Below are 19,035 nucleotides of genomic sequence, written 5' to 3' on the forward strand. Positions count from 1 at the left end.
CATGAAGCCGGGGGCAAGCTCCAGAGGGGCATCAGAGCCAGTAGTTCGGCCAGCGCCGTTCCGTTCCCAGGTTGTTGATCAGCAGCGCCACCAGCACCAGGCTCACCGAGCCCGCCAGCACCGGCATCAGCAGGAAGTCATAGCCGACGGCGCCGGACATCATCACCACCAGCGGATTGGCGCCCGCCGGGGGATGCACTACGCGCAGCGCCTGCATCGCGGCGATGGCCACGCCGACGCCGACCGCCATGGCCAGCGGCCCGGTGCCCAGCCACTGCATGACGATCAGGCCGACCAGCGCCGAGACCAGGTGGCCGCCGATCACGTTACGGGGCTGGGCCAGGGGCGCGCCCGGCGCGGCGAACAGCAGCACGCAGGTGGCGCCGAAGGGGGCCATGAGCAGCGGCACCTCGGTGAGCCGGGTCAGCCAGGCCACCAGGCCGATGCCGCTCACGCCGCCCATCAGGCCGGTGAGAATCTGGAGGGTGTCGGGGCGTGCCGGCACGGTACCGCCGCCCTTCATCTTGTGGAGCATGAGTCTCCTCGTCGTCGATCTGTACAGACTGGTCTGTACAGTAGTAGCATGAACGCATCGAAGCAAGGCTCCGGATGACGAGGAGGTGCAATCATGGCCAAGCGCGACGATATCCTGGCGACGGCGACCCGGCTGTTCGGGGAGTACGGCTATCACGCCGTCGGCGTGGACCGGATCCGCGACGAGGCCGGAGTCTCGAAGATGACGCTCTATCACCACTTTCCCGGCAAGGAGGCGCTGGTGGAGGCGGTGCTGGCGCAACGCCACGAGCGCTTCATGGCCTCGCTCCGGGCAGCCGTGGAGGCCCAGCCAACGACCCCGGAACGCCTCCGCGCCGTCTTCGACTGGCATGCCCGCTGGTTCGCCTCCGAGCATTTCCACGGCTGCATGTTCCTCAAGGCGACCGAGGAATATGCCCGGGAACCGGCGTCCTTGCTGGCGCTGTCGCGGTGTCACAAGGCCGAGGTGGCGGCGCTGGTCGAGGACACCCTCGCCGATCAGCAGGGCGAGGCGGCGTCTCGACTGGCACGCCTCGTCCAGGTGACGCTGGACGGCATGATCGTCAACGCCTACCTGTTCGGGCCGGACGCCGTGGACGATGCCTGGGAAGCGCTGGCGCCGCTGCTGGCGCTGGACGCCCGGCCGCTGGAACGCGAGGGCGAGGCGGACTGGACGAGGCCCTGAGCGCGCCACGGCGCTGGCCGACGCGGCGGAGTGGCGGCACCATGGGGCGACATCGCAGGACGGGAGCCAGACGCATGAACACCGAGCACTTCGAGCTCGACGCGCCGATCGGCGTGATCGCCGACACCCACGGCACGCTGCGCGACGAGGCGCTGACGATGCTCGAGGGCTGCGGGCTGATCGTGCACCTCGGCGACGTGGGCAGCCGGGCCCGGGACGAGGCGATCCTCACGCGGCTGGCCGAGCTGGCGCCGGTGCACGCCGTGCGCGGCAACGTCGACACCGCGGACTGGGCCGAGGCGCTGCCCTGGCATCAGGACCTCGCGGTCAACGGCTGGCGGCTGCATCTGGTGCATGACATCGCCGACTTCGACGACACAACCGCCTGCGACGCCGTGCTTCACGGCCACTCCCACAAGGCGCGCAACGAGTGGCGCGACGGCCGGCTGCTGTTCAACCCCGGCGGCGCCGGCCGACGCCGCTTCTCGCTGCCGCTGACCCTGGGCCGGCTGTGGGCCGAGGAGTCGGCCCTGCGCGGCGCCCTCCTGCATCTGCCGCTGTGAGGCGGCAGATGCAGGGCGCCAGCGGCAACCGTTACCGGTTCTGACCCCCGCATGGTTACGACATGGCTTGCTTCGCTTTGCTGGCTCACTCCCCGATCGCCGTGAACAGGGGAGCGTGTCGTGACTGGCTATTGTCGATGCCGGCAATGGTGTCCGGGGGAAGCTCGTCCGGGTCGTAAAGGCCGCACGCTCGAAAGCGGGCCTTGAAATCGATGCTATCTCCCAGGAATTCGTAGAGCACACGGGTACAGGCCGGGTCTCGGTGGCTCTTTGACGAGACGCCTATCTTGAGGCCATGGAGATGAGTGATCCGGCTCTTGTACGAAGGAAACAGCACCGTCTGGGTGATCTCATTGACGGTCAGGGCTTCATAGTCCATCAAAAAGATCCGATCGCACAGGTTGATGGCGACGCCCTCATAGTGGCAGTGCGTTATCTTTCCTTGATGGGCGTTGGGCGTCGTCAGTCGCTCGTAGCGCTCGTAACTGATGCCACCTGCTTTGCTGCTGATCTCGATCAATGACTGGAACACTTTTCCCGGAAACCCCAGCGAGTAGTAGTACTCGTAGTACCAGCCGATATAGCGCTCCAGGCTGGGGCTGGACTGGCCATGCAGCTGGATCATCTCGCGGAAGTAGGGGGCGACAGCATCAGTCGTTGCAGTGTCGGTTCGCTCGGCCATGACCTGGGTGCGGAACTGATGATGAGGCAGGACGATTTCAAAGGGTTCTATCCCGAAGAAATCACAGATGATGCGCAGGTTGGCTTTTGACGGTTGAACGGCTCCCGTCAGGTACTTGTTGAACTGAGTACGGTTGATTCCCATCCTGCGGCAGACTTGGGCCGTGGAAGGGTAGTAGCTGCACAGCAATTTCAGGTTCGCGGTAAAGTCCAAGACGTGATCCCCGGAGAAGCGTCTAGTAGCCTGGCTAAGCATGGAAGCGCCTCGCGGTGCTGGCAATACGTAGGAGGTCAGCCCGCCCGCCTTACCCGGCTCCCTTCGATCGACTCGTCATCATATGCATGTCCCTGGCGACCTGCCAGGCAGTCCCTCCTTGTCCATTATGGTGCGTCGCGGGATGGCTGTTTCATGTGCTGCCTCGGGGCTGGTAGCCGTGGTTGATGCAGTGTGGCGGCATGCGTGCATCAGGGTGATGCACCCTCTGCGCCAAGGTGTGCCTCTTGCGAAATGTCCGCTCCGATTCGCCTCTGCTCCAATGAAGTACTCAACGTGGCCAAGACTCGCCGGTTGAGCTTCACAACAATAAGGAGCTGAGCTATGAAACTGTTCGATTCCATCAAGCCCCTCTGCCGCGGAGCCCTGGTGGCGGCAATCGGTTCCACCGCCACGGTGGCCCAAGCCGACACGACCCTGCGGCTGTCGGCAATCGAGCCACCGGATACCACGGTGGTCGAGTTCGCCAACGCCTTTTCCTCGCGGGTGGCGGATTACACCGATGACCAGGTCAACATCGACGTCTACCCCGCCAGTCAGCTCGGCGACTGGGTCGAGGTCCATGAGCAGGTCATGGGCGGAACCATCGACTTCGCCATCCAGCCGCTGTCCAACAGCTTCAATGAAGTGCTCGCCTTGCAGTGGTTCCCCTATGCGGCCCTGGACTTCGAGTCCGGAGAGGAAGCCTTTTCCGAAGGCGGGGTAGTCTATGAAACGATCAACGATGCCTTGGCCGAGCAGGACATCCAGGTCCTGGGGGCGTTCGTGTCCGGCATGGGGGGGATCGTCTATACCGAGGCTGCGCCGCATCCGCGCGACCCCAATGCCGAACAGGGCCTGAAGATTCGCGTCTGGCCCGGTGGCACCACCCACCAAGCGTTGCTCGACCGTCTGGGCTATCAGACCGCGCCCATTCCTTGGTCCGACCTGTACACGGCCATGCAAACCGGTGTCGTCGATGGCGCGATCGGGGCCACTCCCGAGCTCACCATGAATAATTTCGCCGATATTGCCGAGATGTGGGTGCAGAACAACGACCACTTCGAGGTGTCCTTCATCGCCGTGAACAAGTCTCGCTACGAGAGCCTCCCTCAAGACCAGCAACACGCCATCTCCCGGGCGGCCACCGAGCTCTCGGCCGAGCGCTTCGCTGTGGCCAAGGAAGAGCATGAAAAATTCCTCCAGCAAATGCGCGATGCGGGTATCGAGGTCGTCGTGCTCAACGACCAGGAGCTGCAGCAGACGGCAGAAGTGGTTCGTCGCGATGTCTGGCCCGAGATTCAAGACGAGATCGGTGCCAAGAACATGGCTCGACTCAAGGACAGCCTGAACATCCAGTGACGACGCTAGGCCGAGATCGTTGGATTCTCGGCCGTTCCTTTCCTATCCCTGGGTTACATCCTTCCACCTTGTTGGATGGGGTGTTTCGGGCGAAAGAATGCCGGAGAATTCCAATGAACTTGGCGAGGTTAAGGGCCATACATAATGGCCTAATGGTCAGCCAGCGCTGGATAATGGGATCGACGACAATCGCGTTTTCAGTGCTTGTTTTCGTTCAGGTAGTGATTCGCTACTTGTTGGATTCCCCCCTTTATGGTGTCGAAGAAGTATCGATTTACTTAGCGGTTTGGTTGTATTTCGTGGGGGCTGGATACGGTGTTTATCGTGATAACCATATCTCGGCCAGTGTGATGGACCTCATTCTCTCCTCTGAGCGCTCGAGGGAGTTGGTGTGCTTGCTGGTGGCCGCGCTGTCTCTGACCCTGACAATAGCGATGCTGTGGGTATGTCTTCGTTATCTCCAGTGGAGCGTGAAGTTTTCGCCCAAGTCGCCGGAACTGCGTCTTCCGTTGTGCCTGGTGCATGTCGCCATGGTCGTCGGCATGGCATTGATGGGGTTCTACTATCTGATCGAAATCGTACGCCGAACGCGATGCTTGATTCGTGGCGAGCGCTATCGATCGCTTGCCGAAGAGGATGAGTTGTCGGCTGTTCAGGCGGGAGAACCTCATGGATATTGAAGTCCTGATCGATGCACTGATTCTGATTGGCTTGCTCTTTCTCGGGGTTCCGGCGCCCTTATGCTTCTTTGCGGCGGCCCTGTTCCTGTTCGTGATGGGCGGCTTTCCCAACCCCAACTTCTTGGTGTCGTCGGGGTTTTCGAAGCTATCCTCCCTCATTCTGCTGGCGATTCCGCTCTATATCTTCGCTGGGGGCGTCATGACGAGCGGGGGAATCGCCAACCGCTTGATCGACTTGGCAGAAAGCCTGATGGCCAGGGTCAAGGGCGGTTTGGGCGTCGTCCTGGTGTTTGCCACGGCCATCTTCGGTGCCATCTCTGGCATGTCGACGGCAGCGGTCGCCGCGATCGGCTCGATCATGATTCCCAAGATGGTCGATCGAGGCTATGACCGGGGCTATGCGACGGCACTGGTCGCGGCTTCGTCGGTATTGGCCCTGCTCATCCCGCCGAGCTCTTCGATGATTCTCTATGGTTGGGTGACCAATACATCGATCACCGCCATGTTCCTGTCGCCGGTGATTCCAGCAGTGCTATTGATCGGCTGCTTCTCCGTCCTCAACTACTTCCTGACGCGCAAGATGCCGGTGATGGAACCGCCACAGCGCTCGGTGCGTGAGACGGGTATCGATGTGTGGCTCAAGACGAAGCGCGCCGCATTCGGCCTGGCCATGCCGGTGATCATACTGGGCTGTATCTATGGCGGCATCACGACGCCGACCGAAGCCGCCGCCATCGCGGTGGTGTATGCGATCCCGGTGGCCTTGTGGGTCTACAAGGGGCTGACGTTTCGTTCCTTCGGTGAGGTGGCCTGGAAAACGGGGCAGATTGCCGCCGTGCTCATGATCCTGGTGTTCTTCTCCTCCATGCTGGCCAGGGTCTGGACCATGGAGAACGTACCGCAGACCGTGCTGGAGTTCATGCTCGGCATCAGCGATAACAAGATCGTCTTGCTGCTGTTGATCAATCTCTTCCTGTTGGTGGTCGGCATGTTCCTGGACGATATCAGTGGCGTCTTGCTGGCCTCTCCCATGCTGCTGCCTGTCGCCATGAGCCTTGGGATCGATCCGGTGCATTTCGGCGCCATCGTCGGGGTCAACCTGGGCATGGGCCTCATCACACCACCCACGGCACCGATCCTCTATTTCGCCGGATTGATCGGCAATACCACGCTACCTCGGATGATCGGCTATTCCTTCGCCTTCATCCTCTTGGGGTATTTCCCGGTATTGCTGCTGACGACATTCATTCCAGAGTTATCGCTTTTCCTGCCGGAGCTGATTCTGGACTACCAACCCGTAACGCCTTGAAGGCCGATTCAACCAGTTGAGGTCGTAATATCATGACGGGAACGCCCATTATCGGTATCACCCTGGATATTGAATACAGCACGAGCTATGCCCAGGAGCCCTGGTATGCGTTGCGAGAGAATTACTGCGGTGCCATCGAGACGGCAGGGGGGACGGCCATCGGCTTGCCCCATGATCTCAACGCGATCGAACGCTACCTCGACCTGGTCGACGGGGTCGTGATCAGTGGGGGCATGTACGACATCCCTCCCGCCCTCTACGGCGAGGAAGAGCGCCAGGGCGACTTGGTCACCAAGGTGCATCGCACTCGCTTCGAACAGCGACTGCTCGAGGGGGCGCTGGCCCGGGACCTGCCCGTGGTCGGCATCTGTGGCGGCATGCAACTGATCGCGGTGAGTCAGGGCGCCAAGCTGATCCAGGACCTGCCTTCGGAAGTGCGCTCGAGCCTCGGGCACATGCAGCCTCTGCCGCATAGCGAGGCCAGTCACTCGGTGAGCCTGACCCCGGGCAGCCTCTTGCATCGGTTGGTCGGTCGCGAGCGTTTGGAGGTCAACAGTGTCCACCACCAGGCGATCAAGGACGTGCCCAAGCACCTCGTCGTCAGTGCGGTCGCCGAGGATCATGTCATCGAAGCGATCGAGGTGCCAGACCAGCGCTTCTGCATCGGCCTCCAGTGGCATCCGGAATACTTGATCAATGACAGCGAGCGGCGGGTGTTCGACGCCCTGGTCGAAGCGGCGGCGGCCTATCGGCAAGGTCTTCGCGGACATGACGGTGCCGAGAGGAAGGCGGGTGGCTCGTGAAAGAAACACAGACGGTCGCTGTTCTAGGGGCCGGCATCGTGGGCGTCAGCTCCGCCTACCTCCTTAGCCAAGCGGGCTATCGGGTGACGCTGGTGGAGGCCGGCGAAGGGCCGGCGCTGGCAACCAGTTTCGCCAACGGCGGGCAGTTGAGCTACGCCTACACCGACGCCATGGCCTCATGGGCACTGCTGCGCAAGATGCCGGGCATCCTGCTGGGTCGCGACCCAGCTTTCAAGATTCGCTTGTCCACGGATCCTGACTTCTTGCGCTGGGGGCTGCGCTTTCTGGCCAATGCCCGTGCTTCCCGCGAGACGCGCAACACTCGCGATATCCTGCGTCTGGCCCTGCACTCCCAGGCCGTGATGGGGGAGGTGGCGTCTTCGGTGCAGCCCGTGTTCGATCATCGTTCTTCGGGCAAGCTGCATCTCTACGACTCGGCCGAGGCACTCGAGGCGGCCGGCGCTCGCGTCCGCGAGAAAATCCAGTGGGGAGCGCAGCAAGCGCTCTTGGACCGCGAGGCCTGCCTGGCCCTGGACCCCCGGGTGTCGCAGATCCAGGGCGCCTTCGCCGGCGGCGTTCATTCCCCAGGCGATGAGGTCGGTGATGCTCACGCTTTCGCCCGGTCCTTGTTGGCGACGATGCGTCGGAATGGGGAGATCGAGGAGCGTTATTGCTGCCGGGTGGCGCGGCTGCGGACCCGTGGGGGAACGATCACCGGTCTGGACACGAACCAGGGCGTGATCACCGCGGACCGCTACGTGCTGGCAGCGGGACCGGAGAGCGTGTCGCTGGCGCGCGGCATCGGGCTCAAGCTGCCGATCTATCCCGTCAAGGGCTACAGCATCACCGTACCGGTGACAGACAAGACCCCGGATCTGTGCATCACCGACGTGGCCCACAAGATGGTGCTGGCGCGCATGGGGGATCGCCTGAGAATCGCCGGCTGTGCCGATATCGTCGGCTACGACAGGACCCAGGACCCGGCGCGGCTCGATCACCTGTTGAGCGTCTGCCGGTCGCGCTTCCCCGATGCTGGCGATTACGATCGCGTGCTCGACCGCTGGTGCGGGTTCCGTCCCGTCACGCCCAGCAGCCGCCCGATCATCGGTCAGGCCGGTGCCGATAACCTCTTCCTCAACGTGGGCCACGGCATGCTGGGCTGGACGCTCGCCATGGGCGCGGGCTCGGTGCTGGTGTCGCAGATGCGCGGCGACTCAGGCGCCATCGGTGATCGGGGCTTTCGTCCCTGCGATCATGGGGTGCGCTGACGTCGCTCCTGCGCTATCGCATGCCGTTCACCCCAGCGCGAAGGGCACCTCGCCGGCTTCGTGGGCCAGCAGCCACTGCTTGCGGCCGATGCCGCCGGCATAGCCGGTGAGCCGACCGTCGCTGCCGATCACCCGGTGGCAGGGCACCACGATGGCCAGCGGGTTCTTGCCGTTGGCTGCCCCCACGGCGCGCTGGCCGCCCTTGCAGCGCAGCTGTTCGGCGATCTCGGCGTAGCATCGGGTCTCGCCGAAGGGGATGGTCTCGAGCGCCTGCCAGACGCGGCGCTGGAAGTCGGTGCCCTCGGGCGTCAGCGGCAGGTCGAAGGCCTGGCGCGTGCCGGCGAAGTACTCGGCGAGCTGGCTGCGGGCGCGCTCGGTGAGCGCGTTGGGACGGGCCGGTTCGTCTTCTTCCATGACGAAGACGACCTCGGTGAGGCCGGTTGCCGTGGCCCGCAGGCGGATCAGGCCAAGGGCGCCGGTCTCCGGCGGTTGATAGTAGTCCAGGGCCTCGTCAGTCATCGGCTTGCTCCTTGGTTCTCAGGATTCTTGCGACCAGAGTTGCAGGGTCAGGTAGCTGCGCCAGGGCGAGGCGCTTGCCGGGTCGGCGCCGTCGAGCCTCGGCAGCGCCCGGCGCAGGCCGGCATCGCCGGCCAGCCAGATATCCGGGTGGCCGGTGCCGCGCAGCGCCGCGTAGTTCGCCGTCCATGGGCCGATGCCCTTGAGCGCCGTCCAGGCGGCCGGGTCGTCGCTCGCGTCGCCACCAGCGTACCAGGCCGCGAAGCGGCGCAGGGTCTCGCGGCGCGCCCCGGGCATGGCGAGGAAGGCCAGGTCGCTGTCGGCAACGGCGGCGGGGGTGGGGAAGTGGCGGCAGCCGTCGCCGGCCGGCTCGCCGAGCGCCGCCACCAGTTCGGTGACCAGCCGGCGGGCGGCGACGATGGACACCTGCTGGCCGAGGATGGCGCGCATGCCGGCCTCGAAGGGCGACCAGACGCCGGGCAGGCGCAGCCCCTCGACCAGCGCGAGGCCGGGCAGGGCGCGCGTCAGGTGGGCCTCGATGGTGGCGGTGTCGGCGTCCAGGTCGAGCACCCGGCGGATGCACCGCACCACCGGAGCCAGCGCCTTCAGGTCGTCGAGCTCGAGGCGCACCCGGAAGGCCTGGCGGCCGGGGACGTGCTCGGCGGTGAAGCGGCCCGTCGTCTCCCCCCAGCGGATGCAGCGGCCGTAGTGCCGCTTGCCGACCCACTCCAGGCCCTCGATGGCGCGGCTGGCATGGAAGTCGCGCAGCCTCTTCCAGGCATAGGGCGGGCGATAGGCCAGGTGGAGCGTCAGGCCCTCGCCGGCCTCCCCGGCGCGACGGCGCAGGTCCCGGGGCGCCAGGCCGATGCGGCTGCGGAAGGCGTCGTTGAAGCGGCGCAGGCTGCGAAAGCCGCTCGCGTAGGCGATGTCGGTGACCGGCAGCGTCGTCTGGTGCAGCAGCTGCTTGGCGAACAGGCACTGGCGGTGCTGGGCGTAGGCCTTGGGCGAGACGCCGATGCGTTGCTGGAACAGCCGGCGCAGGTAGCGCTCGCCGATGCCCAGCCGGTCGCATAGCGCGGCCAGCGAGTCGTCGCGCAGGGCGCCCTCGTCGATCAGCCGCAGGGCGCGCTCCAGCGTCGTGTGGGTGCCGCGCCAGGCCGGCGAATCCGGCGCGCTGTCCGGCCGGCAGCGCAGGCAGGGGCGATAGCCGGCCTCGGCGGCGGCCAGGGCACTGGGGAAGTAGCGCACGTTGTGCTCATGGGGCGGCGTCGCCGGGCACACCGGCCGGCAGTAGATGCCGGTGGTGGTCACCGCGACGAAGAAACGGCCGTCGAAGCGGGCATCCCGGGCCAGGCGGGCCTGGCGGCACTGGGCGGCATCCAGCATGGCGACGATCCTCGGCGTGGGTGTCTGCCTCCCAGTGTATCGCCTGGGACGGCGCCGACTAGCCGGAATCGGACCCCGAGAAGCGCAGGCCCCGGACCATCCTCAGCAGCCTGCCCGGCGCCGGGTCTCGCTGGGCGTCTCGCCGAAGACCTGGCGATAACGCTGGCTGAAACGCCCCATATGGGCGAAGCCCCAGCGCATGGCCGTCTCGGTGACCGAGGCGTTGCCGTCGTCCGTCTGCAGCGCCGTCCTGACCCGCTGCAGGCGCACCAGGCGAAGGTATTCCATCGGGCTCTGCTGCCGGAAGTCACGAAACCCGGCATACAGCGTCCGCAGGCTGACGCCGGCGACCTCGGCCAGCAATGCTGGCGTCAGCGGTTCCTCGGCATGCGCCTCGATGTACTCCTCGACCCGCTTGACGTGACGTGGCGCCAGGCGTCGCTCGCCCTGCTGCATGGCTTCGGCGTAGTTGTGGGGCTGGATCGCCAGCAGGGTGCCGATGACCAGCTGCTCGAGTTGCGGGGCGATCAGAGGTTGGCCGGGGGCGCCGGGCGATGCCCTGAGCAGCCGGGCCAGGTAGGCGACGAGGTGAAACCAGTTCGGGTCGTCCCGCCAGCGCAGCGCCGGCTGGAAGCACAGCGGCTCGCGCAGCGGGCGGCCGAGCTGGCGGCTGCAGGCCAGCTCCAGGGCCTCGCGCTCGATGCGCAGCATCAGCTGGTCGCAGTCACCGCTCCAGCGCATCTCCAGTCGTTCCGTCGGGTTGAGCACCGAAGCCAAGGTCTCGTCCGAGGCGATGCAATGCCGGTCGCAGCGGATCTCGGCCTGCCCACAGACCGGCATCTGGATCAGGTAGAAGCGCTCCAGCCGCTCGGGGTCGATGCGGACCTCGCGGCCGTAGGTCAGTCGGTTGAACGAGACCTTGCCCAGGCCCACGGAGTGCAGCCGGGCCCTCAAGGCGCCATCGCCGCGCGGGGTGTCCAGCCGGTGCGGCTTGAAGACGCTCGAGACGTTCTCCTGGACCTCCTCCAGGGCCTCGGAGCTGAAGACCAGCCGGCGGTCGTCTTCCAGCAGGGCCGACCGCAGCCAGCCGGGGGAACGGTCTTCCGGTGTCATGGGGCTCTCCCTTGTTGTTGTTGTCATCCGCCCGGTCAGGCCGGGTCGTATCGCAGGGGTGTGGCCAGTATACGGCCCCATTTTCTTGATCCGGGCCCTGGTAATGCACTTTCTGCACGGAACGGATAGCCGCTGCAGTGCCCGGCTCGTGCCGCCCCGGAGGCCCTGCATAAGGTGAACCTCGTCAATTCCAACAACAACCGGGGAGGCATGATCATGGGCACGACCATCGAGATCCAGGCAGTGGATGGCAGCGGCACTTTCAGCGGGTATCTTGCGGTGCCCGCGGCGGGCAGCGGGCCGGGCATCGTGCTGCTGCAGGAGATCTTCGGCGTCAACGCCACCATCCGCGAGATCGCCGACTACTACGCGGAGGAGGGCTATGTGGTGCTGGCTCCGGACCTGTTCTGGCGCCAGGAGCCGGGGGTGGAGCTGGGCTATGCCCCCGAGGACTGGCAGAAGGCCTTCGGCTTCTACCAGGGCTTCGACCAGGACCTGGGCGTGGCGGATATCGGCGCAGCCATCGAGGCGCTGCGGGCCCGCCCCGAGTGCCACGGCCCGGTCGGTGCACTGGGCTTCTGCCTCGGCGCCCGGCTGGCCTACCTCACCGCCTGCCGCTGTGACGTGGCGGCCGCGGTGGGCTACTACGGCATGGGCATCGAGAACCACCTGGACGAGGCGGAGCATATCGGGGGCCGGCTGGTGCTGCACTTCGCCGGAAACGACGAGTACTGCCCGGCGGCGGCGCGCCAGGACATCCAGGCCACCCTGGAGGGTCGCGACAACATCGAGCTGTATCTCTATCCTGACGTGGATCACGCCTTCGCTCGGCCGGGCTCCGAGCACTACCACAAGCCGTCGGCGCTGATGGCGCACCAGCGCTCCGTGGCGGCCTTCCGCAAGGCCATGGGACCCCGCTACGACCTCTCCGCATTGTGGGACAAGCACTGCGAGTACGAGTTTTCCACCCGTAACGTCGACGACACCATGGCCACCATGGTCGCCGAGCCCTACGTCAATCATATCCCGACCCTCACCGGCGGCGTCGGCTATCGGGACCTGTACCGCTTCTACAAGCACCACTTCGTCGACAGCAATCCGGACGATACCCGGCTGATTCCCATCTCGCGGACCATCGGCGAGACGCAGATCGTCGACGAGCTGCTGTTCTGCTTCACCCATGACCGCGAGATCGACTGGCTGCTGCCGGGCATCGCCCCGACCGGCAAGTACGTCGAGATCCCCCTGGTGGCCATCGTCAAGTTCCGCGGCGACAAGCTCTATCACGAGCACATCTACTGGGATCAGGCCTCGGTGCTGGTGCAGATCGGGGTGCTCGATCCCGAGGGACTGCCGGTGGCCGGCCATGCGACCGCCGCCAAGCTGCTGGACGAGACGCTGCCGTCCAACGAGCTCATGGCCAAGTGGGCCGAGCGCTGAACGGGGAGGAAACCGAGATGGAAGACTTTCACGCACGCACCGTGATCATCACCGGCGGCGCCACCCTGATCGGCCAAGCCGTGGCCGAGGCCTTCGTCGCCGCCGGGGCCGGCGTCGCCATCCTGGATATCGATGCCGAGGCCGGCGCCGCCCTGGCGGACCGCCTGGGGCCCGGGGCCTGCTTCCTGGCCACCGACATCACCGACGATGCCCGGCTGCAGGAGGCCGTCGAGGCGGTCGAGGCGCGCTTCGGCGGCATCGATGCCCTGATCAACCTGGCCTGTAGCTATCAGGACGAGGGGGTCGCCTCCTCGCGCGCCGATTGGTTACAGGCCCTCGACATCAACCTCGTCAGCGCCGTGATGGCGTCCAAGGCCGTGCTGCCGGCGATGCGGCGGCGAGGGGGCGGCGCCATCGTCAACTTCAGCAGCATCTCGGCCCAGGCCGCCCAGACAGGGCGCTGGCTGTATCCGGCCAGCAAGGCCGCCATCCGCCAGCTGACCCGCAGCATGGCCCTGGACTTCGCCGAGGAGGGCATCCGCGTCAACGCGGTCTCCCCGGGCTGGACCTGGTCGCGGCTGATCGAAGAGGTCAGCGGCGGCGACCGCGAGCGCACCGACCGAGTGGCCGCGGACTTCCACATGCTCGGCCGTGCCGGCGACCCGGAGGAGGTCGCCCAGGTGGTGCTCTTCTTGTGCTCGGAGCGCGCCAGCTTCGTCACTGGCGCCGACTACGCCGTCGACGGCGGCTACTCGGCCCTGGGGCCAGAGCAGCGCGTGCCGGCGATTCCCCGGCTGGCCGGCTGAGACTGGCCTCCGCCAGCCCACGGCTGGAACAACAACAATCGATCGTGGAGATGATCATGACCCGACGCATTGCCATCGTAGGGGCCGGCCAGTCCGGTCTGCAGACCGGGATCGGCCTGCTCAAGCACGGCTACCAGGTGACCCTGCTGTCCAACCGCACCGCGGAGCAGATTCGCGGCGGGCGGGTGATGTCGAGCCAGTGCATGTTCGATCGGGCGCTGCAGACCGAGCGTGACCTGGGGCTGAATTTCTGGGAGCAGGACTGCCCGCTGGTCGAGGGGATCGGCATGACGGTGCCCGATCCCGACCGGCAAGGGGCCAAGGCGATCGACTGGGCCGCGCGTCTCGATCGCCCGGCGCAATCGGTCGACCAGCGCCTCAAGATGCCGGTGTGGATGGACGAATTCGAACGGCTCGGCGGCGAGCTGGTGATCCGGGATGCCGGCATCGATGACCTGGAGGAGCTGGCCGCTTCCCATGATCTGGTGCTGGTGGCCGCCGGCAAGGGCGACATCGTGCGCCTGTTCGAGCGCGACGCCCAGCGCTCGCGTTTCGACAAGCCCCAGCGGGCCCTGGCGCTGACCTATGTGCAGGGCATGGCGCCGCGTGAGCCCTTCTCACGGGTGGCCTTCAACCTGATCCCCGGCGTCGGCGAGTACTTCGCCTTCCCGGCCCTGACGCTGAACGGTCCCTGCGAGATCATGGTGTTCGAGGGAATCCCCGGCGGCCCCCTGGACTGCTGGCAGGGCGTCTCGACTCCCGAGCAGCACCTGGCCAGGAGCCTCGAGCTGCTGCGTACCTTCGCGCCCTGGGAGGCCGAGCGCTGCCAGGACGTCCAGCTCACCGACGACCAGGGCATCCTCGCCGGGCGCTTCCCGCCGACCGTGCGCCAGCCGGTCGCGACCCTGCCCTCCGGGCGTCGGGTCCTGGGCATCGCCGATGCGCTGGTGGTCAATGACCCGATCACCGGCCAGGGCTCCAACAACGGCGCCAAGTGCAGCCGCATCTACCTGGACGCCATCCTGGCTCGTGGGGAGCAAGCCTTCGATGCCGACTGGATGCGCGCCACCTTCGAGGCGTACTGGCGCTATGCCAAGGACGTGGTGAGCTGGACCAACAGCCTGCTGCTGCCCCCCGAGGAGCACATCCTCAACCTGCTCGGCGCGGCCCAGCAATCCCCCTCCCTGGCCACGGTGCTCGCCAACGGCTTCGACAATCCGCCCGATTACCACCCCTGGTGGCTGGATGCCCGGGCCTGCAATCACTTCGTCAACGACCACATGAAGAAGGGGGCCTGACATGACGACCCTGACGGCTTCGCAGCGCACTAACGAGATGCCCGCGCCGGAGGCAATCGATGGTCGCGCCCTGCGTGACACCCTGGGCCGCTTCGCCACCGGCGTGACGATCGTCACCGCCCGGACCGAGGACGGCGCACCGGTGGGCATCACCGCCAACTCCTTCTCCTCGTTGTCGCTGGATCCGCCGCTGATCCTCTGGAGCCTGGCACTCAAGTCCCCCAGCCTGGCGGCCTTCGCCGAGGGACGTGCCTTCGCGGTCAACATCCTCGGCCATCACCAGGATGCCCTGGCCATGCAGTTCGCCCGTCCGTCGGACGACAAGTTCGAGGGAGTGGCCCAACGCGACAATGCAGCGGGGGTGCCGCTGCTGGAGGGAGCGCTGGCGCGCCTCGAATGTCGTGTGGAGTTCACTCGCGTTGCCGGGGATCACCTGCTCATCGTCGGCCGTGTGCAGGCCTTCGCGACCGAGGAAGGGGAGCCCCTGCTGTTCTACCAGGGTGGCTTCCAGCGCCTGAGTGCCTGAGCACACCGGGCTCCGCCACGTCGGAGCCCGCATCCAACAACAACAACGATCGGACAATCCTCATGACGCATTATCAGAAAGGCGCAGCGGCTGGCATTGCCGGACTGGCGATGGCGCTGGCCTCCAGCGCGCAGGCGACCGAGGGGGGCGGCTCGAGCTACCCCATGGGCGCGGAGAACTACATGATGGGGGCCCTGCCGCCGCCGGGGCTCTATTCGCTGCTCTATGCCAACCATTATGCCGCCGACGACTTTCGGGACGACGACGGCGACAGCCTGCCAGTGGACTTCCGCCTGCGCGCCGACGTGCTGGCGCCACGGCTACTCTGGGTAACCGAGCGCCGTCTGCTGGGCGGCCAGCTGGCCTTCGCTGCGCTGCTGCCGCTGGTGGACCTGGACGTCTCGCTCAACGGCATGCACGACAGTGACCGGGGCCTCGGCGATATCGATCTCACCGCGGCCCTGGCCTACCATCACAGTCCCACCCTGCACAGTGCCGTCGGCGTCGACGTGATCGCCCCCACGGGCAGCTTCGAGGCCGGGGAGCTGGCCAATATCGGCCGCAACTACTGGACGGTGCAGGGCGTGTATGCGGCCTCGCGGGTCGACCCGGCCGGCCTCAACTGGGACATCAAGTTGATGTATGACTACAACTTCGAGAACGAGGACACCGACTATCGCTCCGGCCAGGAGCTGCACGCCGATTATGCCCTCGGCTACGGCGTCCATCCGAACTGGGTCGTCGGTATCGGCGGCTATGCCTACAAGCAGATCACCGGTGACCGGCTCAACGGCGTGGATATCGGCAACGAGGGGCAGGCCTTCTCCATCGGCCCGTCCATCAAGTGGGATGCCGGCGATGGCGCCTTCGTGGCGCTGAAGTACGAGCGGGAGTTCTTCGTCGAGAACCGGCCGGACGGCGACGCCTAGTGGATCAAGGCTGCCTGGCCGCTTTAGGCCGGCATCGTAGAAGACATCGAAAAGGGCACGGGCCATCGCTGATGGTCCGTGCCCTTTCCGTTGGATGGCCGGGTGCGGCGCCTCCCTCGGAGGCGCCTTCGATAGGCCCTCAGTGACGGACGGCCGGCACCCCGCTCCCTGCGTGGCGGCCGATGGCCTGGGAGGGTCGCTCGCCGAAGCGCTTCTGGTAGTCCTTGGAGAAGCGGCCGAGCTGCAGGAAGCCGCAGTCCATGGCGATGCTGGAGACGCTCTCCCGTGGGCCGGCGTGCTCGAGGCGGCGCTTCACCCACTCGAAGCGCAGGTTGCGGAAGTGGGCGATGGGGGCAGCGCCGAAGTGGGCATGGAAGTCCTGGTAGAGGCGCTCCCGGGAGACGCCGGAGAACTTCTCGAGATCCTCCAGCGAGAGCGGCTGGTCGAGGGATTCGCGCATCATGGCCTCGAGCTGGACGAGGTAGCCCGGGCGCTGCTCGTGCCGGCCGAGCAGCTCCCCCGAATAGTTGTGGGGCTGGGCGTAGAGCAGGCTGGTGATCAAGCCGCTCTCGAAGTTGCCCCACACCTCGGGCAGGTCGCACATCGAGCCTTCCGCGCCGAGCATCTCCTGCAGGTGGGCGACGGTCTTCCACCAGTCGCCGAGAGCGCCGTCCACCGGCATCCGCGGGTCGAAGATCACCGGCGCCGTCAGCCGGCGCCCAAGCAGCTGCGCCAGCCGGTGTTCCACTGCCTCTCGGGACAGCCTCACCAGCTGCTTGCGGCAGTCCTCCGCCATGGTCAGCCGCAGCGGCTGGTGGGGAGAGATAATCGCACCCGTGGCGGCATCGGAGGCGAAGTCCTCCTGCTGGTGCTCGATGTGCTGAATGCCGGACAACGGCAGGCTGATACTGTAGCTGTGCGCCAGGTCCTTGACCTGGATATTGACCGGGGTCGCGTACTCGAGGATGCCAATGGCCACGTTGCCGAGCGCCGTGCCCTCGTGGCGAAAGGCCAGATCCCGGGGGCGGGGCACTTTCAATTCATGGGGGCCATTGATGCCACGCATCCAGCGCCAGGCGTCGTCGGGATCGTGGATCAGGGTGGCGATCCGCTGGCGGGGCGAAGCTTGGGGCGCGAGTGTCATACGGTCTCCTCGCCTCCGGGGCCGAGCCGCTGGTTACGGCTTCTTGTCGGGCTGGTCGGGACCCATCGTCAGAGGCTATTTTGTTCGCTAGTCAGTCTTGCTGTTCGCATAGCGAACTTTCTTGTGCGAATTATAGCACCTTTATGCCACATCGCCATTGGCCCAGGCCAAGGCTTGGGCGGCTTTTCGCCGGGGTTGCGACCAAAGTCTAGGCCGGAGGGGCCGCCGTATGCGGGGCTTCGCCGATCGCGCCGAAAAAGTGCATAGCCTTGGCCGAAGAAGCGAATAGTGGCATCGCGGAGCCACGCCTAAGTTGGGTCACACCACGACAAGCAACAAGACGGTGATGACCGATGACCGCACAACGCTCTATCCCCGAGTGGCAGCAATTCGTCGAGAACTGTCTCGATTTCCGTCCCGATGACGGCGTCTACCAGATGGCCCGGGAGATGTTCACCGACGAGGCCCTGTTCGATCTGGAGATGGAACTGATCTTCGAGAAGCAGTGGATCTTCGCCTGCCACGAGAGTCAGATTCCCGAGAACAACGACTTCATCACCATGCAGGCCGGTCGCCAGCCGATGATCATCGCTCGCGACGCCAAGGGGCAGCTGCGCGCCCTGGCCAATACCTGCCAGCACCGTGGCGCGACCCTGGTGCGCACCGAGTGCGGCAACCAGTCCACCTATACCTGCCCCTTCCACGCCTGGTGCTACAAGTCCGATGGCCGCCTGGTCAAGGTCAAGGCGCCGAGCGAGTATCCGGCGGACTTCGACAAGGCGAGCCGCGGTCTCAAGCAGGCCCGCATCGAGAGCTATCGGGGCTTCGTCTTCATCAGCCTCGACGCCGAGGGCACCGAGAGCCTCGAGGACTTCCTCGGCGATACCCGGCTGTTCTTCGACATGATGGTCGAGCAGGCCGAGGACGGTGAGCTGGAGGTGCTGCCGGGCAAGTCCACCTACACCTTCAACGGCAACTGGAAGCTGCAGAACGAGAACGGCCTGGACGGCTATCACGTCAGCACCGTGCACTACAACTACGTCTCCACCGTACAGCATCGCCGCGAGCTCGAGGCGCAGAAGCACGGCGGCGGGGACACCCTCGACTACAGCAAGCTGGGCGCCGGCGACAAGGACACCGACGACGGCTGGTTCTCCTTCGCCAACGGCCACAGCCTGCTGTTCAGCGACATGCCCAACCCCCAGGTGCGTCCCGGCTACGCCACCGTGATGCCGCGCATGCTCGAGATCCATCCCCGGGAGCGCGCCGAGTGGACCATGCATCGCCTGCGCAACCTGAACATCTACCCGAGCCTGTTCTTCATGGACCAGATCAGCTCCCAGCTGCGCATCGTGCGTCCGGTGGCCTGGAACAAGACCGAGGTCATCAGCCTCTGCCTGGGCGTGAAGGGCGAGTCCGACACCGACCGCGAGAACCGCATCCGCCAGTTCGAGGACTTCTTCAACGTCTCCGGCATGGGCACCCCCGACGACCTGGTGGAGTTCCGCGAGCAGCAGCGCGGCTTCCAGGCGCGTGCCTCCCGCTGGAGCGACATCTCCCGGGGGCACCAGGACTGGCAGTACGGCGAGACCCACAACAGCCAGGTGCTCGGCATCCAGCCGGTGATCACCGGCACCGAGTTCACCCACGAGGGCCTCTACGTGAACCAGCACGGTACCTGGCAGCGGCTGCTGCTCGAGGGCCTCGAAAAGAAAGCACTCAAGCTCCAGGAGGTGTAA

Annotated in this window: 19 protein-coding genes; 13 read left to right on the forward strand and 6 right to left on the reverse strand. The window is 65.8% G+C overall.

The window, feature by feature from the left end; translation table 11 throughout:
* Positions 1 to 31 precede the first annotated feature (31 nt).
* Entirely contained in the window at positions 32 to 535 is a 504-nt protein-coding gene (locus EKG36_RS00040) for an HPP family protein (RefSeq protein WP_126479745.1), read from the reverse strand.
* A 93-nt stretch (positions 536 to 628) separates the two neighbouring features.
* Between EKG36_RS00040 and EKG36_RS00045 the strand changes: the two genes are divergently transcribed.
* Complete coding sequence (locus EKG36_RS00045) at positions 629 to 1,219, forward strand: TetR/AcrR family transcriptional regulator (protein ID WP_126479747.1); 591 nt, start codon at positions 629 to 631, stop codon at positions 1,217 to 1,219.
* A gap of 74 nt (positions 1,220 to 1,293) precedes the next feature.
* The gene (locus EKG36_RS00050) at positions 1,294 to 1,782 is read left to right on the forward strand and encodes a metallophosphoesterase family protein (RefSeq protein WP_126479749.1); all 489 of its coding nucleotides are present in this window, start codon (positions 1,294 to 1,296) and stop codon (positions 1,780 to 1,782) included.
* 85 nt (positions 1,783 to 1,867) lie between these two features.
* On the opposite strand, the gene EKG36_RS00055 is transcribed toward EKG36_RS00050, so the two are convergent.
* Positions 1,868 to 2,677, reverse strand: a complete 810-nt coding sequence (locus tag EKG36_RS00055; RefSeq protein WP_126479751.1) for a helix-turn-helix domain-containing protein — start codon at positions 2,675 to 2,677, stop codon at positions 1,868 to 1,870.
* Positions 2,678 to 3,061: 384 nt separating this feature from the next.
* On the opposite strand from EKG36_RS00055, the gene dctP reads away from it, so the two are divergent.
* The 5 genes from dctP to EKG36_RS00080 all read left to right on the forward strand — a co-directional run bounded on the left by dctP (position 3,062) and on the right by EKG36_RS00080 (position 8,138).
* Positions 3,062 to 4,078 (forward strand): TRAP transporter substrate-binding protein DctP, encoded by a 1,017-nt coding sequence (gene dctP, locus EKG36_RS00060; protein ID WP_126479753.1) that lies wholly within the window; start codon positions 3,062 to 3,064, stop codon positions 4,076 to 4,078.
* A gap of 113 nt (positions 4,079 to 4,191) precedes the next feature.
* Entirely contained in the window at positions 4,192 to 4,758 is a 567-nt protein-coding gene (locus tag EKG36_RS00065; RefSeq protein ID WP_126479755.1) for a TRAP transporter small permease, read from the forward strand.
* A complete protein-coding gene (locus EKG36_RS00070) occupies positions 4,748 to 6,067 on the forward strand; it encodes a TRAP transporter large permease (protein WP_126479757.1) in 1,320 nt (439 codons plus the stop codon). The genes EKG36_RS00065 and EKG36_RS00070 overlap by 11 nt, the downstream gene beginning before the upstream one ends.
* 32 nt (positions 6,068 to 6,099) lie before the next feature.
* The gene (locus EKG36_RS00075) at positions 6,100 to 6,870 is read left to right on the forward strand and encodes a gamma-glutamyl-gamma-aminobutyrate hydrolase family protein (protein WP_126479759.1); all 771 of its coding nucleotides are present in this window, start codon (positions 6,100 to 6,102) and stop codon (positions 6,868 to 6,870) included.
* The gene (locus tag EKG36_RS00080) at positions 6,867 to 8,138 is read left to right on the forward strand and encodes a D-amino acid dehydrogenase (RefSeq protein WP_126479761.1); all 1,272 of its coding nucleotides are present in this window, start codon (positions 6,867 to 6,869) and stop codon (positions 8,136 to 8,138) included. The genes EKG36_RS00075 and EKG36_RS00080 overlap by 4 nt, the downstream gene beginning before the upstream one ends.
* A 27-nt stretch (positions 8,139 to 8,165) precedes the next feature.
* Here the strand turns inward: EKG36_RS00080 and EKG36_RS00085 are convergent, their stop codons facing one another.
* The 3 genes from EKG36_RS00085 to EKG36_RS00095 form a co-directional block, all read right to left on the reverse strand.
* Positions 8,166 to 8,657 (reverse strand): methylated-DNA--[protein]-cysteine S-methyltransferase, encoded by a 492-nt coding sequence (locus tag EKG36_RS00085; RefSeq protein WP_126479763.1) that lies wholly within the window; start codon positions 8,655 to 8,657, stop codon positions 8,166 to 8,168.
* A gap of 18 nt (positions 8,658 to 8,675) precedes the next feature.
* The gene (locus EKG36_RS00090) at positions 8,676 to 10,040 is read right to left on the reverse strand and encodes a DNA-3-methyladenine glycosylase 2 family protein (protein WP_126479765.1); all 1,365 of its coding nucleotides are present in this window, start codon (positions 10,038 to 10,040) and stop codon (positions 8,676 to 8,678) included.
* A 102-nt stretch (positions 10,041 to 10,142) separates the two neighbouring features.
* Entirely contained in the window at positions 10,143 to 11,153 is a 1,011-nt protein-coding gene (locus tag EKG36_RS00095) for an AraC family transcriptional regulator (protein ID WP_126479767.1), read from the reverse strand.
* 174 nt (positions 11,154 to 11,327) lie between these two features.
* Between EKG36_RS00095 and EKG36_RS00100 the strand changes: the two genes are divergently transcribed.
* The 5 genes from EKG36_RS00100 (at position 11,328) to EKG36_RS00120 (ending at position 16,152) form a co-directional block, all read left to right on the forward strand.
* Positions 11,328 to 12,593: a dienelactone hydrolase family protein gene (locus EKG36_RS00100; RefSeq protein WP_246007386.1), complete on the forward strand. Its 1,266-nt coding sequence runs from the start codon at positions 11,328 to 11,330 to the stop codon at positions 12,591 to 12,593.
* 17 nt (positions 12,594 to 12,610) lie between these two features.
* On the forward strand, positions 12,611 to 13,399 hold the full coding sequence (locus tag EKG36_RS00105) for an SDR family oxidoreductase (protein WP_126479769.1): 789 nt from the start codon (positions 12,611 to 12,613) through the stop codon (positions 13,397 to 13,399).
* Positions 13,400 to 13,455: 56 nt separating this feature from the next.
* Positions 13,456 to 14,697 carry a styrene monooxygenase/indole monooxygenase family protein gene (locus EKG36_RS00110; protein ID WP_126479771.1) on the forward strand — a complete coding sequence of 414 codons (1,242 nt, stop codon included), beginning with the start codon at positions 13,456 to 13,458 and terminating at the stop codon, positions 14,695 to 14,697.
* Between the two features lies 1 nt (position 14,698).
* Positions 14,699 to 15,223, forward strand: a complete 525-nt coding sequence (locus EKG36_RS00115; RefSeq protein WP_221766013.1) for a flavin reductase family protein — start codon at positions 14,699 to 14,701, stop codon at positions 15,221 to 15,223.
* Positions 15,224 to 15,285: 62 nt separating this feature from the next.
* Positions 15,286 to 16,152 (forward strand): SphA family protein, encoded by an 867-nt coding sequence (locus EKG36_RS00120; RefSeq protein WP_126479773.1) that lies wholly within the window; start codon positions 15,286 to 15,288, stop codon positions 16,150 to 16,152.
* Positions 16,153 to 16,291: 139 nt separating this feature from the next.
* Here the strand turns inward: EKG36_RS00120 and EKG36_RS00125 are convergent, their stop codons facing one another.
* Entirely contained in the window at positions 16,292 to 17,296 is a 1,005-nt protein-coding gene (locus EKG36_RS00125; protein WP_126479775.1) for an AraC family transcriptional regulator, read from the reverse strand.
* A gap of 353 nt (positions 17,297 to 17,649) precedes the next feature.
* On the opposite strand from EKG36_RS00125, the gene antA reads away from it, so the two are divergent.
* Positions 17,650 to 19,035: an anthranilate 1,2-dioxygenase large subunit gene (antA, locus tag EKG36_RS00130; RefSeq protein WP_126479777.1), complete on the forward strand. Its 1,386-nt coding sequence runs from the start codon at positions 17,650 to 17,652 to the stop codon at positions 19,033 to 19,035.

The organism is Halomonas nitroreducens (assembly GCF_003966155.1).
Lineage (GTDB): Bacteria > Pseudomonadota > Gammaproteobacteria > Pseudomonadales > Halomonadaceae > Halomonas > Halomonas nitroreducens.